This window comes from Chondromyces apiculatus DSM 436, from assembly GCF_000601485.1.
GTDB lineage: Bacteria > Myxococcota_A > Polyangia > Polyangiales > Polyangiaceae > Chondromyces > Chondromyces apiculatus.
In genome coordinates this window covers 1-14,272 of sequence record NZ_ASRX01000073.1, presented here as the reverse complement: position 1 = coordinate 14,272, position 14,272 = coordinate 1, and the positions used below count along the sequence as shown (strand labels likewise).

At 72.7% G+C, this 14,272-nt stretch carries 9 protein-coding genes; 8 read left to right on the top strand and 1 reads right to left on the bottom strand.

What is annotated here, in order from left to right; translation table 11 throughout:
- From CAP_RS51345 to CAP_RS34710, 7 genes are all read left to right on the top strand, one after another.
- The coding region (locus CAP_RS51345) for a PD-(D/E)XK nuclease family protein (RefSeq protein WP_197041487.1) at positions 1-1,827 on the top strand (1,827 nt) is incomplete at its 5' end.
- On the top strand, positions 1,824-5,660 hold the full coding sequence (locus tag CAP_RS34740) for a UvrD-helicase domain-containing protein (RefSeq protein ID WP_044248885.1): 3,837 nt from the start codon (positions 1,824-1,826) through the stop codon (positions 5,658-5,660). The genes CAP_RS51345 and CAP_RS34740, both read left to right, overlap by 4 nt.
- A 353-nt stretch (positions 5,661-6,013) precedes the next feature.
- Entirely contained in the window at positions 6,014-7,255 is a 1,242-nt protein-coding gene (locus tag CAP_RS34735) for a tRNA ligase subunit PheS family protein (RefSeq protein ID WP_044248900.1), read from the top strand.
- A 170-nt stretch (positions 7,256-7,425) separates the two neighbouring features.
- On the top strand, positions 7,426-8,367 hold the full coding sequence (locus CAP_RS34730; RefSeq protein WP_156041411.1) for a hypothetical protein: 942 nt from the start codon (positions 7,426-7,428) through the stop codon (positions 8,365-8,367).
- A 90-nt stretch (positions 8,368-8,457) separates the two neighbouring features.
- A complete protein-coding gene (locus CAP_RS34725) occupies positions 8,458-9,498 on the top strand; it encodes a BMP family lipoprotein (protein ID WP_044248881.1) in 1,041 nt (346 codons plus the stop codon).
- A gap of 183 nt (positions 9,499-9,681) precedes the next feature.
- Positions 9,682-11,007 carry a hypothetical protein gene (locus tag CAP_RS34715; RefSeq protein ID WP_052376529.1) on the top strand — a complete coding sequence of 442 codons (1,326 nt, stop codon included), beginning with the start codon at positions 9,682-9,684 and terminating at the stop codon, positions 11,005-11,007.
- 36 nt (positions 11,008-11,043) lie between these two features.
- Positions 11,044-11,637, top strand: a complete 594-nt coding sequence (locus tag CAP_RS34710) for a hypothetical protein (RefSeq protein WP_044248877.1) — start codon at positions 11,044-11,046, stop codon at positions 11,635-11,637.
- A 79-nt stretch (positions 11,638-11,716) separates the two neighbouring features.
- Here CAP_RS34710 and CAP_RS34705 read toward each other — a convergent pair whose 3' ends face one another.
- Positions 11,717-12,865 (bottom strand): cysteine desulfurase family protein, encoded by a 1,149-nt coding sequence (locus CAP_RS34705; RefSeq protein ID WP_044248875.1) that lies wholly within the window; start codon positions 12,863-12,865, stop codon positions 11,717-11,719.
- 325 nt (positions 12,866-13,190) lie between these two features.
- On the opposite strand from CAP_RS34705, the gene CAP_RS34700 reads away from it, so the two are divergent.
- Entirely contained in the window at positions 13,191-14,243 is a 1,053-nt protein-coding gene (locus CAP_RS34700) for an aldo/keto reductase (RefSeq protein WP_081865578.1), read from the top strand.
- The last annotated feature ends 29 nt before the right edge of the window (positions 14,244-14,272 follow it).

Below are 14,272 nucleotides of genomic sequence, written 5' to 3'. Positions count from 1 at the left end.
GGGGCCAGGCAGGGGGGGGCCAGGCAGGGGGGGGCCAGGGAGGAGGACGAGGCCGCAGGCGAGGAACCGGAGGGGTCGTGGGGGACGGGGCTCGCGGCGCTGATGCGGGCCACGAAGCCGGCGCGGGGGGCGCTGTGGGGGGTCGCGCGGCTCTGCGTGGAGGGTGGGCCGCTCAGGCAGATCTGGCCGGCGCTGCGGTCGCTCGCGCGGAGGTGGCTGATCTTGCCGGGAGGCGAGGCGATGCTGGAGGCGGTGAATACCGCGCTCGCGCCGCTCTGCACGGACCCGAAGGTGGGGACGCTGCTGGGAGAGGCGGCGCTCGACCAGGTGGTGCGGACGCTGCACGCGGCGCGCATGCCCAGGGGTCGCTGCGGGGACGCGGCGGTGTTCGTGGGGACGCCGCGGCAGGCCCGGGGGCTGAGCTTCGCGGCGACCCGCGTGCTCGGCCTCGCCGAGGGGGTGCTGCCCGCAGCCCCCGAGGAGGACCCGGTGCTCCCGGGGCGCGCCTATGCCGTGGACCGGCCGCTGCTGGACTTGCACGAGATCGACCGGGCCGTGCGCGATACGCGGCGAACGCTGGTGCTCTCCGCGGCGCGGCTGGGGGTGGACGGGGCGGCGCGGATGCCCTCCCCGGTGCTCCTGGAGGTGGCCGCAGCGCTCGGGAGGGAGATCGCCGTGCACGGGGGAGGCGCGGGAGGCGGGGGAGGCGCGAGAGGCGCGAGAGGGGGGGGAGACGGGCACGCGGCGGTCGGGGCAAGCGGGGGAGGCGCGCCTGGGGCGGAGGGGGCCGAGGTGGCTGCCGAGAAGGTCCTGGCGCTGCTGGCCGAGGGAGGGTGGGAGGGAGAGATCGCGCCCGATGCGCCGGACCTCCCCTTGCCAGGGTTGCCCGGGCAGCGGGCGATCACGGTGGCCGAGCTGCTGGATCTCCTCGGGTGCCCGCAGCGGTTTCTGCTGAGCGGGGTGCTGGGCTTCACGCCGAAGGGAGCCATGCCGCGGGGGCGGCACCTGAGGACCGTGGCGCACGGCAAGCTCCTGCGGCGGACGCTCGAAGCGTTCTACCTGGAGCACGGTGAGGCGTTCGGGGGGCGCGCGCGCCCCCTGCCCACCTGGGAGACGTTGCTCGATGGGGTGGTGCGGGAGGTGTACACGGAGCACCTCGCGATGACGCCCAGGGTGGGGATGGCCATGCGCGAGCAGCAGCGCGAGCGGCTCCGGAGAGACGCGCGGCTGTTCCTGGCGCAGGACTGGTGCGGGGGGAGGCCGCGCCAGTTCCTGGAGGTGGAGGAGCCCTTCGAGGTGGCGCTGCCGGCAGGGACGTCGCCGCTCCGGGTGGCGGGGACGACGTTCCGGATGGATGTGGACCGCCGGCATCTCCTCGTGCGCGATCTGCAACCAGGGCGCTGCCCGCCGCGGGGCGCGGAGGCGCCGCTCCCCGAGCACGACCTGCCGGTGGCAATGGCAGGCCTGGCCGCAAAGCACCGGGCAGCGTCGCTCGGGCTCACGGTGGCGGCGGCGACGTCGTACGCCGGGGTGCAGGTCCCCTCGGAGCGGCCCTACCTCGACGATTTCGAGGTGCTCGCGGGCGCTGCGCAGCAATGGCTGGAGGTGCTGGGCAAGCTGCTTCAGACGCGGGCCTTCCCGCACACGCCGCGCCAGGAGGACTGTCGCCGTTGCGCATTCCTCTCGGTATGCGGGCACGAGGCCATTGGGCGTGGCGAGCGCCGGCTGGCCATTGCAATGCAACCGGCGCTGCGGGGTTTCGCGGGGCTGAAGGGGCAGCACGCGGACGAGGTGCCCGGTGACGGAAGGGAGCTTCCTGCGCCGTGAGCGACGCCTTCCGCCCGGCCTCGCCGGCGCCGCCGCCGTCCGACGAGGTCGCGCGGCGCACGGCAGTGACCGCACGGGGAGAGAGCGTACTGGTCGAGGGGGGGGCCGGCACCGGGAAGACCACGCTGCTCGCGGCGCGCATCGTCTCGCTCATCGCGCCGGAAGAGGAGGCGGACGAGGCGCCGGAGAGCGCGGACGAGGCGCCGGAGATCGGGGAGGTGGCGGTGATCTGCGCAGGTCCCCGGCAGGCGGCGGCGCTCCGGAGGGCGGTGCGCGGGCGGCTCGTGGCGGAGATCGAGGGGCTCGCGCAGGCGCAGGTCAGGGAGGCTGCTCCGGGCAGGGAGGAGGCCCACGCGCGGCGCGCGGCGCGGCTGCGGGCAGCGCTGGCGGGGATGGGGGCGGTCCCGGCCTGGACGCTGCCCGATCTCGCCGGACGGCTGCTGCGGCGAAAGGCCCTGGAGGTGGGGCTCGGGCCGCTGGACGCGCTGGTCGACGACCCGACGGAGCTGGCGCGGGAGGCGTTCGCGGTGCTCCTCGACGCCGCGCAGCTAGGGACCCTGGCGGCGACGCTGGAGGCACGCCCGCTCGTCGCAGGGACGCCCGTCGAGGCGCGGCAGGCGCAGGATCTGCCGCGCTCGCTGGTGATGGAGGCGGAGCAGACGGTGCAGGAGGCGCTCCGGCTGGGGCTCCTGGTGTCCGGGGATGAGGGAGAGCGAGGGAGGCTCCTCGGGCTGGAGGACCTGGTGGTGGGGTTCATCCTCGGGCGGGACTGCCGCCCCCACCTCGACGACCGGCCCACCTTCGACAGGGAGCGTTTTCGGCGGGCGGTGGACGCGCTGGTGACGCTCGCCGCGCCGGTCGGCGTGGCCTCGCCAGGGGCGGCGTGGATCCAGGGGTGCGCGCTCGTCGCCGCGTCGGTGCGCGACAAGGTGGAGCCGCTGGTCATCCTGCGCTCGCTGGAGCCGGCGCTGGGCGCGCTGCGGGACAGGACGCGGCGGCGGTCGTTCGACGGGGATCCGGTGGCCTGGGAGGCGTGGAAGACGCTGTCGGAAGGCCGGGGGAGGCCGAACGGGGTGCCCCTCTTCCGGGAGCTGCTGGGGCCAGCGCAGGAGCAGCTCGCGGCGCGCCTGGCGCGGCTGGAGCCCGTGGCGCTCGCGCTGCACGAGCGGGTGATGCGGCGCCGGCGGGCGCTCGATCCACTCGAGCTGCTGCTGAAGCTGCGCGATCTGCTCGCCACGAACCCGGATGCGCGGGGCGCGCGGGGCGCGCGGGGCGCACAGGGCGCACGAGAAGAACTGCAGGGGCTCTTCCGGCACGTGGTGGTCGACGACCTGCACGAGCTCGGGCAGGTGGAGGCGGAGATCGTGCTGTACCTGGGCGAGGAGGGCGCGAGAGCCCGCAGCGCCCGCGAGGTCGTCCTGGGGGCCGGGCGGGTCACCCTGGCCCTGGATCCCCTGCCCTCCCTGGATCCGGCGCGCGCCGAGGAGACGCCCGGCGCGCTGGTGCGGGCGCGTGCGCTGGAGAGCGGGGCACGCCGCCTGCGGCTGTCGACGAGCCACCGGGCCACGCCGGCGCTCACCGGCTGGCTCTCCGCGCGCCTGCCCGCGCTGCTCCCCGCGCTGAGCAAGGCGTCGCCGGCTCCCGGCGAGGACGCGCTCCCCCCACGGCTCGATCCGGCCCACGCCCCGGCGCAGGGCGTCGCCGGCTTCACGAGCGGGGTGCACGTGCTCCCGTTCGCGCTGGCGTCGCGCGCGGCCCGCGCCCCCGTGGCCGCGTGGAGGGCCGTGGAGGCCCGGGCGCTCGCGGCCTACCTGGCGTGGCTGGGGGAGAGCGGCGAGGTCGAGGTGCGCACGGAGGACGGGCGCCAGCGGCCCGCGGGATACGGCGACGTCGTGGTGCTGGCGCTGGACGGTGCCCACCTCGACACGCTGTACGAGGCGCTCGATGCGCGCGGCGTGCCCCACACGCGCTCCGGCTGGGGCGGCGGGGGCCTCTCGCTCGACGATCCGCTGGTGCAGCGCTTCCTGCTCGGCCTGCGCGCGCTGGCCGATCCGGACGATGGCGCGGCCCGGGCAGCGCTGCTACGCCCGCCCTTCTTCGCGCTGACCGCCGACGATCTCTGGCGCCATCGCGCTGCCACCACGCCCGGCGTCGAGGGCGTCGAGGGTGTAGGGCACGTCGGGCGCGTCGAGCGCGTCGGGCACGTCGAGCGCGCGCAGCCGGTGGGAGGTTCGGCGGGAGGTTTGGCGGGAGCGGGCGTCGATCCTGCGGTGGCGCGGGTCGAAGCGGCGCTCGGTCGGATCGAGGCGCTGCGTGCGCGGAGGCTCACCCGGGCGCCAGGCGCCACGGCGCGGGATCTGCTGGCGCAGACGGCGTTCGGAGAGGTGGCAGGGCGGGGCGTGAACGGGGCCGCGCAGCTCGGCAGGTTGCACGCGCTGTGCTTCGCGCTCGGCGAGCTCGCGGCCCGCAAGGGGCTCGATTACGACGCCGCGACGGCGCAGCTCCGGGGGTGGCTGGAGCGCCCGGGTGAGCGTCACACACGCGAGGAAGGCGGCGAGGGCGTGCCAGGCTGGGAGGGCGGAGACGAGGACGCGGAGCGCGCGGAGGTGCGGGTGGTGATGGCGCATCAGGCGGGCGGGATGGAGGCGCCGGTGGTGGCGCTGTGGGACGGGCACGCGCCCGGGCTCCACGGGGCGAGCCCGCGGCTCCCGACGCGGGCGTGGTGGGTCGACGGGCGCTCGGGGGTGTGGGCCGTCGTGCTGTCCATGGAGGGCGGCTGGCAGCTCACCTGGGGAGAAGAAGCGCTCGCGCGGGCGCGCGACGATCTGCTCCAGGAGCGGCGATACCTCACGTACCGCGCCATCACGCGGGCGCGCGATCTGCTGGTGCTGCCACGGCCCGAGGGGGTGAACGACGGGGGTCTGCTGAACCTGCTGCTGCGGGAAGGGGTGGACCCCGTGGTGGTGGAGTTCGCGGTGTACCGGGAAGGCGCCGGAGCGGCGTGGACGCCGTGGGGACCGGAGCGCGCCAGGGGGAAAGAGCACGCCAGGGGGAAAGAGCACGCCAGGGGGAAAACACAGGCTGCGGGGGAAGACGCTGCGGAGGAAGACGCTGCGGAGGAAGACGCTGCGGAGGAAGACGAGGAGAGAGGAGCGCTCACCGAGGAAGCCGGCGCGCTCAAGACAAGCGCGATGGTCCCGGCAGACGCCGTGGCCAGGAGGTTCCAGGAGGTGGCACGCGCGGCAGTGCGTTCACGTCCTCCCCCGGAAGCCCTGTGGACCATGGGTGGTGAGGCGCTCTCCCCGGTGTTCCCCGAGGATCCGGCGGAGCCACCCGGGCAGGGTGCGCCAGAGACGGCGCGCGCGTGTCGCTTCGAGCCCCCGTTCGGGGCCACGGTGCGGCGCGCGCTCTACCTGGTGGTGAACGGCATGGCGACGCCGGAAAGGGCGGTGCGCATCGTGGCGCGGGAGACGGGGCTGAAGGGCCGGCTCGGCGAGGCGAGCCGTGACGTGACGCGCGCGCGGGTGGCGCTCCGGAACGAAGGGCTGTGGGAGCACCCCGACGTCACGCTCTACACGGACTACCCCGTCGCCGGCATGGAGGGCGGCTCGCTGCGGAGCGGCGTCGTGGATCTCGTCGCGGTGAGCGAGACCCACGTCGACCTCCTGGAGATCCGGACGGAGGTGCCCCCGACGAGCCTCGCCGAGGTGCAGCTCCGATCCGAGGCGCTCCTCTCCTGCGCGCGGTTGCTCGGAGCGACCCCGCTGAGCGCGGGGAAGCGCCTGCGCTTCGCGCTGCTGTTCACGGCAGAGGCGCGGCTTTTCTGGGTGTGAGCGCGACCGTGCGACCGCCGCGACCGCCGCGACCGCCTGGGGAAGCGGCGCGCTCGGCACGGGCGGGTTGACCGGCGCGGGCGGGGGGCATATTTTTCTCGGGATGCTCGCGTTCGCGCACGCACGTCGATTTATCGGCCCCCCGGCCCGGTCCGGGCGAGGGGTCGACGTACCGTACGTACGCGCCCCTCTCGGGAGCTGAAGCGACACGTCGCCACGCCCCACCCGGATCCGGCCAGGGGGGGACTGCTCAGGCGCGCTGGTGCGGCACGGCTCCGCGTCCGGGTAGCGACCCGGTGCGCGTGGCGGGCCAGGCCAGCGCACGGGAGTCGACGTTCATCCGGAGTGCAGCCATGTCCCCGTACATTCTGAGTGCCGACGCTGTCCGCAGCGCCCTGTCCGTCCGCGATCTCGCTGATCCCTCGTCCGGTCCCCACGCCATGCAACACCTCGTCGACGGGGTGCTCTCTGCCCTGCAGGAAGCATGGCAGATCCCCGTCCGTGTCCACCGGGCGAGCCCCATCGTGTCGCTCGCCGACAACTACGACCGTCTTCATTATCCGCCCGACGGCGCCGCCCGCGATGCGCGCTACACGCGTTACGTGTGCGACACGGCGGTGCTGCGCACCCAGATGTCGGCGATGATCCCCGGCCTGCTGCGCGCGCTCGCGGCCGAGCCCGTGGACGACATCCTGCTGGCGTGCCCAGGGCTGGTGTACCGCCGCGATTGCATCGATCGGATGCACACCGGAGAGCCGCACCAGCTCGATCTGTGGCGCATCCGGCGGGGGCCACCCCTCGTCGAGGCAGACCTGCGGGAGATGATCGATCGGGTGGTGCAAGGAGCCCTCGCGGAAGGCCCGCAAAGCGCGCGCCGCACGTACCGCGCGCTGGCCACGAGCCATCCGTACACCGAAGGGGGGCTGCAGATCGACGTGAGCGCCCACGGCCCGGAGGAGGGGCGGCAGGGCAAGGCGCCCTCGCGCGGGTCGTCGCGCGGGTCGTCGGACGATGCGCCGGAGGCGTGGGTGGAGATCGGGGAGTGTGGCCTCGCGCTCCCGGCGCTGCTCGCCGAGAGCGGGCTGGATCCCGCGGCGTGGTCTGGCCTCGCCATGGGGCTCGGCCTGGACCGCCTGGTGATGCTGCGGAAGGGCCTCGACGACATCCGTACGCTCCGCGCGACCGACCCGCGGATCGCCGCGCAGATGCTGGATCTCTCGCCCTACCACGCGGTGTCGGCCATGCCGCCCGTGCACCGGGATCTGTCGCTCGTGGTCGAGGGTGACGACACCCTGGAGGAGCTGGGAGACCGGGTGCGCGGGGCGCTGGGGACGCGCGCGGAGGTGGTGGAGGCGGTGTCGCTGCTCTCGGAGACGCCCTGCCACGCCTTGCCGGAGGCGGCGCGGGCACGGCTCGGGATCCGGCAAGGGCAGCGCAACGTGCTGCTGCGGGTGACGCTGCGCGCCCTCGATCGCACGCTGACGCATCCCGAGTGCAACGCGCTGCGCGACACGATCTACGCCGCGCTGCACCGGGGGACGGTGTGGCACTGGGCGAGCCACGCCGCTCCGGGTGCAGCAGCGCCCGCGGGCTGACACGCTGCGCGCATCACGGCAGCTCGGGCAGGCAGCTCGGGCAGGCAGCTCGGGCAGGTAGCTCGGGCAGGTAGCTCGGGCGAGGAGTGCCAGAGGGGAACGCCGGGTGGGGGGGATCCGGCGCGCACCAGATCTACCCAGCGCGCCCCCGATCGGAGTACGACTCGTCCATGCGATTCCTTCGACGCGCCACCCTGGTCGTCTCCCTGACGTCTGCGCTTGGCCTCCCGGCCTGCAGCGCGCCCTTGCCCGAGCCCCAGATCGCTTCCTCCGCCGGCCAGAGCGGCTACGCCGCCCGCTACCCCGAGGAGCTCAACGGGAGCACCGCGCGGATCAACCAGCAGGACGAGACCGCCGCGCGCGTCGCCGGCGAGGTGCCCAGCTACCCCGAGCAGCTCAAGGACCCCGACTGGGGCGTGGCGCTGAGCGTGGTGGAGGAGGCCGACCAGGCGGGGCGCAGCTACGACTACGTGGAGCGGGCGCGCCGCGCCGAGGGGGCCGCGGCGTTCTTCAAGGACAACAAGGACGAGATCAGCCGCAAGGTGGCCGGCTCGGCGCAGTACGTCGCCAAGCAGAAGGGGTGCGAGGTGGACGTGTCCGGGGCCGCGGCACACGCGCTCGACGAGGCCGTGGAGAAGCAGCTCCAGCAGAGCCTCCGCGACCGGAACGAGGCGCACTACGTCATCGAGCGGAACCGGACGGGCCTCGGCAAGGAGAACGCGGCAGCGCTCGAGAAGCAGGCCGACGACATCGCGGCGGCGAGCTACGCGGTCCACATCGCCATGGTGGAGGAGAAGCTCCGGCTGCGGCGCATCCTGGAGGAGATCGAGGCGGTGCAGGCCGAGCTCGACACGGCCATCGAGGCGGAGCGGTCCTTCGAGGCAGGCGCGGGGCGCACCCCCGAGGAGAAGAAGGCGGCCGCGAAGCGCGCCGAGGAGTTCTCCGCCAGCAAGGCGATGCTCGCTTCCACCGCGGAGCAGGCGAAGAATGCGTCGGAGCGTCTGGAAGAGCGCATCACTGCGGCGCAGAAGCGCCACGACGAGGCCCTCGCCAAGCTCAAGGAGGACATCCGGAAGCGCGGCAACCTGCCAGCGCCGGCGCCGAAGGAGTGATCGCGGCCGCGCGAAGGGGGGCAACCGCGCGAGCGTCACAGGCGCGTTGCGAGCGTCACGGGCGAGGAAACGCTTCACGAAAGAGGGTTCATGTCACGTCGTAGGTTCTTCGTCGGGGCCGCGCTGAGCGCGGTGGTGGCGCTGCTCGCGGGGTGTAGCTCCAGGAAATCGGACCGGCCCGACTGCAGCAAACCAGAGGTGTTCTGCGTGGGGCTCGTGACCGACGTGGGCAAGGTCGACGACAAGTCGTTCAACCAGTCGGCCTGGGAGGGCGCGCTGCGGGCGCAGAAGGAGCTCGGGGCCGTCATCCAGTACATCGAGACCACGGACGCGAAGGACTACGCGAAGAACATCGGGACGTTCGCCGAGGAGCACCACGACGCGGTGGTGACGGTGGGGTACGCGCTCGCCGAGGCGACCCAGGCGGCTGCGGTGCGCTACCCCGACGTGAAGTTCATCGGGGTCGACCAGCTCCAGCCCGCGGGCGCCGAGAAGGCCAACCTGGCGAGCCTGGTCTTCGCCGAGGACAAGGCGGGCTTCCTGGTGGGAGCCCTCGCGGCGATGGTGACGAAGTCCGGCAAGATCGGGGCGGTGATGGCGACCGACGCAGTCCCGCCGGTGTGGCGTTACGGCGAGGGTTTCCGGGCAGGCGCGCGGCACGTGAAGCCGGAGATCGAGATCAGCCTCGTCTACCACAGCGACGTGGGCATCGACCGGACCTTCACCGACCCGGAGTGGGGGAAGACCACGGCGCTCTCGATGATCGACAAGGGCGTGGACATCGTCTTCGGCGCCGGCGGCAAGACCGGCAACGGCGCGCTGCTCGGCGCGGCCGAGAAGGGCGCGCTCGCCATCGGCGTGGACACCGATCAGTACGCCACCGTACCCGAGGCACAGAAGGTGCTGCTCACCAGCGCCATGAAGCGCGTGGACGAGGGCACCTTCGACCTCCTGAAGCTCGCCCGGGAGGGGAAGATGCAAGGCGGCAATCTCCAGGGGAAGGCCAGCTATGCCCCCTTCCACGATCAGGAGAGCAAGGTCCCGGCCGAGGTGAAGAGCCGGCTGGAGGCGCTGGAGAAAGGGCTGATGGACGGCAGCATCAAGACGTCCGTGCCCCCCACCAAGACCTGAACGGGAGCCGCTCCGGGACGGCGCGAGAACGACGCGCCCGAACGAGGCGAGAACGACGCGCCGGAACGACGCGCGAACGACGCGCGAACGACGTGCGAACGACGTGCGAACGACGTGCGAACGACGTCAGAAGGGTGTCACCCTCTCTTTACAGCCTCACGGATCCAGGGCAAAGGACCGATCATGGCCGCAGCAGCCAGGACGGTGACGGCGTTTGGAGCGGAGGTCGCGAAGGCGCTCGCGGCGCTCGGCGGCGACGCCTCGGACCTCGTGATCGATGGCCTCGCCGATCCCGTGGGCGCGGCGAAGGCGCTCTCGGAGCGCGGGACGAAGCCGGTCCTGCTGCGTGCCGCGCCAGAGATGGGCGCAGGCATGGAAGGCTACGGTCCCACGCCCGTGGAGCCGGTGTGGCTCCGGGTGGAGGGCTCGACGCTCCGGTTGGTCCCGCTGCGCCTCCACGGCAGCAGCAAGGCGGAGACGCCCGAGGTGGCGCGCGTCACCATCGAGGCGCGGAGCCTGCCCTGCTGTGACGCGGCAGGGTGTGACCGCAAGCGGTCTCACGTGTCCGCGTGGCTCGTCCTCGCCGGAGGGGCTGCCCGGGGTGCGAAGGAAGAGGGGAGCGCCGATGGCCGCCATCCCTCGCGCAAGCGGCTGCTGGTGGCCGAGACGCGCGGCCTGGATGCGGCGCGCGCAGAGGCGCAGGTGGAGGCGTTCGGCGCCAGGCTGGCCCGGGCGCTCGGCGCGCCGCTGGAGACGACCCACGGGACCGAGCCAGCCGACGCGATCGCCCACCGTCCCTTGCCGGAGCCCGACGGGGAGCGCGAGGGGAGCGAGGAGCAACGGCCGCTCGACGCCGCGTCCGTAGCGCGCTTCCTGCTGCGCACCGAGGGGACGACGCTGGTGCTGCGCGATCACGAGGACGACGGGCCCCGGACCTCGGCGACGCGCAACGTGATCATTGGCCTCGTTCTCCTCGTCCTGTCAGCCCCGCTCTGGGTCCAGGTGGCGCGCAGCATCTCCGCCCACGAGACCGGGATCGCCATCGGCGTGGGCGCCGCGGCGATGCTCGTCTCTCTGACCGCCTACGCCTTCCTCGGGGTGGCGCGCTTCTCGGCGAAGTACGTGGCACGCTCGAGCCCCCTCCTGTGGCTCGCCCGCGATCGGGTGGTGGCCGCCCCCTGGGTGAGCCGGGTGGGCGCCATCGATCTCAAACCCGAGGGGCGCTTCGGCGCCGGGATCCCTCTCGGAGAGCTGAACGGCGTGCACGTGCGCAGCACGGGGAGCGCCTGGGCCGTGGAGCTGGACACCGACCACGGTCCCATCGACGTGCTGGCCGCCTCCTCCGAGGAGGTGGCGCGTCACCTGGCGGTGCTCATCGCCCGCGCCGCGGCCTCCGTCAGACACCCCGGTGGCCCCTCCGCCCGCCAGCGGATCCGCGCCCGCGCCCGCCAGAAGGCAGAGGCGCCTGGTGGCGGTGACGGCCCGCCCCGCGGTGTCCCTGTCCGCTAGGCGCTGTACCGACCCCCCCGTTCAAGGAGCCCTCTCATGATCCGCCAGATACTCACGGCCACGATCCCGCTCGCGCTCACCCTGACCACCCTCGCGAGCACCAGCGACGCATCGAACTACCCGCCCAGCTACGACTACTGTGGCCGGGTGGACACGGCGCTCACGGGTCCCTTCGAGATCATCCGTGATCACGTCGACTACGGCGATCACATGAAGCTCACCGTCACCTACGACGGCTACCTGCGTGACACGTTCGCCGACGAGGACATCAACATCTACATCCGCCTGAACGGCCACGACGCCTTCATCGGCGCGAACGCCGGCGTGAACGACGACGCCTACATCTTCCTCGACTCGGGCCCGCGTGCATGTTTCTGGTGCAGCCCCGGCGGCTACAACCAGAACGCGGCCTGCGATGAGGTCGAGTATCCCCTCTACTCCAGCGGCATGTGGCTCTGCAGCGGCCCCTCCCCCACCGAGGAGCACCTCTTCTACTGGGCCTTCAACGAGCAGGGGAGGCTCAACGCCTGGGACATCGAGGTCGCCGCCGAGGCCAACGGCAACTGGGACAGCAACTACGGCAGCAACTACCACGCGCGTCTCGAAGCCGTGAGCTGCACCGGTTACTGACGTCGCACGCGCACCCCGCACGCCGCACGCCGCACCCCGCACGTCGCACGCGCTCAGCGCGCCGTCCCCTCCGCTCTCGTCACGCCGCGCGCAGCGCAGCGGCAGCGTTCAGCAAGAGGTTCCCGGCGCGCGTCACCTCTTCCTCGGTCGTCCCCCGCCCCAGGCTCAAGCGGATCGCCCCGAGCGCGTCCTCGGCGTCGATCCCCATCGCCAGCAGCACCGCAGAGGCTTCCTCCCTCCCCGCGTGGCACGCGCTGCCCGTGGTGAAGGCCAGCTCGTCTGCGAGGCGCGCCGCGAGCGCGCCGCCCCGCACGCCAGGAAACCGCCCGTTCAAGGTGTTCGGGAGCCGGGCTGCGCCGCCGCCGTGCACCACGAAGCCTGCCTCCCCGAGGCGCTGTTCGAGGCTGTCGCGCAGCCCTCGCAGCCGTGGCACCTCCTCGTCGAGGCACTCGAGCGCCATGCCGCACGCCTCGCCGAGCCCCACCACGCCGGAGACGTTCTCGGTCCCGGCCCGGACCCCGCGCTCGTGCCCTCCCCCGACCAGGAGCGGCTGCAGCGCCACGCCCCGGCGCACGTAGAGCGCGCCGACACCTTTCGGGGCGTAGAGCTTGTGCCCCGCCACGGAGAGCAGATCCACGCCGAGCGCCTTGACGTCGACGGGGATCTTGCCGACCGCCTGCGCCGCGTCCGCGTGCACCAGCACGCCGCTGCCGCGTACGCGCTCGACGATCTCCGCCACCGGCTGCAGCACACCCGTCTCGTTCTGCGCGATGATCACGCTGACCACCGCGGGCCGCGCCTGCACCGAGGAGAGCGCCTTGGCCACCTGCTCGGCGCCCACGCTCCCGTCGACACCCGGCGCCACGCGGACGACCTGCACGCCCGCCGCTTCGAGGAGGCGCGCGGTCTCCTGGGTGGCCGGGTGCTCGATGGTGGTGGTGACGAGCGCGCCGACGGGGACGGAGCCCAGCACGCCGCGGAGCGCGAGGTTGCTCGCCTCGGTGCCTCCGCTGGTGAAGAAGATCTCGTCCGAAGCAGCGCCGAGCAGCGCCGCGACCTGGGCGCGCGCGCGCTCCACCATGTCGCGCGCCCGCCGCCCGTAAGGGTGGCCTGCGCTGGGGTTGCCGAAGCCTTCCTCCAGCGCCCGCAGCACGGCGGCGCGGACGCGCGGTGGCACCGGCGTGGAGGCATTGTAGTCGAGGTAGATGGGGTGGCCGGTGCGGTTCACAAGGTTGGCTCGCGTGACATGCGGGGCGCTCAGATTCTGCCCCCTCCGCGTCCGGCGCGTAAGGGACGAGAGCGCAGCTCACCGCGAATCACGGCGAGCGACGCACACGAACCAGCGCTCGGGGCGGACGGCACCGGGAGGAAGGCAAGCGCGTGTCGGGAGGGAGGCGCGTCGCTCATAAGGAGAGAGGCAGGTCGGGAGGAGAGCAAGGCAGGTCGGGAGGAGAGCAAGGCAGTCCGGCCTTCAGGGTCGGCCGGGGGGGGTGGAAGGTGGACGGCCCGATTGCTGCTTTCTCGGTCCCGCTCCTGTTCAACCCGAGGAATTCATGCCTGCTCACCCCTCACGGCGACTGTTTCTGCAGACCCTGGGCGCTGGCGTGGCACTTGCCGCGTGCTCTCCGGGTGCACCCAAGGGACCTCTGCCGGGAGCTCCCGAGCAGGGCGACATCAAGCTCCCCGCCGGGGGGGTGATGCCCACCCGCACCCTGGGGCGCACCGGGCAAAAAGTGAGCCTCGTCGGTCTGGGAGGCTTCCACATCGCCGTCCCCAAGGAGGAGCAGGAGAGCATCCGCATCGTGCGCCATGCCATCGACCACGGGGTCACCTTCATGGACAACTGCTGGGACTACAACGAAGGCCAGAGCGAGATCCGGATGGGGAAGGCGCTCGCCGACGGCTACCGGCAGAAGGTCTTTCTCATGACCAAGATCGATGGCCGCACCAGCGACGCCACCACGAAGCAGCTCGAGCAGTCGCTGCAACGGCTCCGCACGGACGTCATCGACCTCGTCCAGATCCACGAGATCATCCGGATGGAGGATCCAGCCCGGTGCTTCGGGCCCGGGGGGACCATGGAAGCGCTGCTCGCCGCGAAGAAGGCCGGCAAGATCCGTTACATCGGCTTCACCGGACACAAGGATCCAGCGATTCACCTGGCCATGCTCAAGCTGGGTTTCGACAATGGGTTCACCTTCGATACGGTGCAGATGCCGCTCAATGTCATGGATCCCCATTACAAGAGCTTCGAGCGGCAGGTGCTGCCGGTGCTGACCGAGCACCAGATCGGGGTGCTCGGCATGAAGCCGCTCGGCTCTGGCGCGATCCTGAAGAGCAAGACGGCCACGGCCACCGAATGCCTGCATTACGCGATGAACCTCCCCACCTCGGTGGTCATCACCGGGTGCGACAGCGTGGGGGTGCTCGACCAGGCCCTCGCGGCGGCCTACCAGTTCAAGCCCCTGGCGAAGGCGTCCGTCGACACCCTCCTCGCGCGCACCGCGCCCGCCGGAAAAGAGGGTGATTACGAGAAATTCAAGACCTCAGAACAGTTCGACGGGACCACCAAGAACCCCCACTGGCTCGACACCGCGTCCCTCTGAGTCTCCGCGAGGGGACTCGCGTCCCCTCG

Bases quoted from the DNA above. Each gene is read 5' to 3' on its own strand.
- CAP_RS34735 (WP_044248900.1), top strand. From the start codon at position 6,014: ATGTCCCCGTACATTCTGAGTGCCGACGCTGTCCGCAGCGCCCTGTCC.
- CAP_RS34730 (WP_156041411.1), top strand. From the start codon at position 7,426: ATGCGATTCCTTCGACGCGCCACCCTGGTCGTCTCCCTGACGTCTGCG.
- CAP_RS34725 (WP_044248881.1), top strand. From the start codon at position 8,458: ATGTCACGTCGTAGGTTCTTCGTCGGGGCCGCGCTGAGCGCGGTGGTG.
- CAP_RS34715 (WP_052376529.1), top strand. From the start codon at position 9,682: ATGGCCGCAGCAGCCAGGACGGTGACGGCGTTTGGAGCGGAGGTCGCG.
- CAP_RS34710 (WP_044248877.1), top strand. From the start codon at position 11,044: ATGATCCGCCAGATACTCACGGCCACGATCCCGCTCGCGCTCACCCTG.
- CAP_RS34700 (WP_081865578.1), top strand. From the start codon at position 13,191: ATGCCTGCTCACCCCTCACGGCGACTGTTTCTGCAGACCCTGGGCGCT.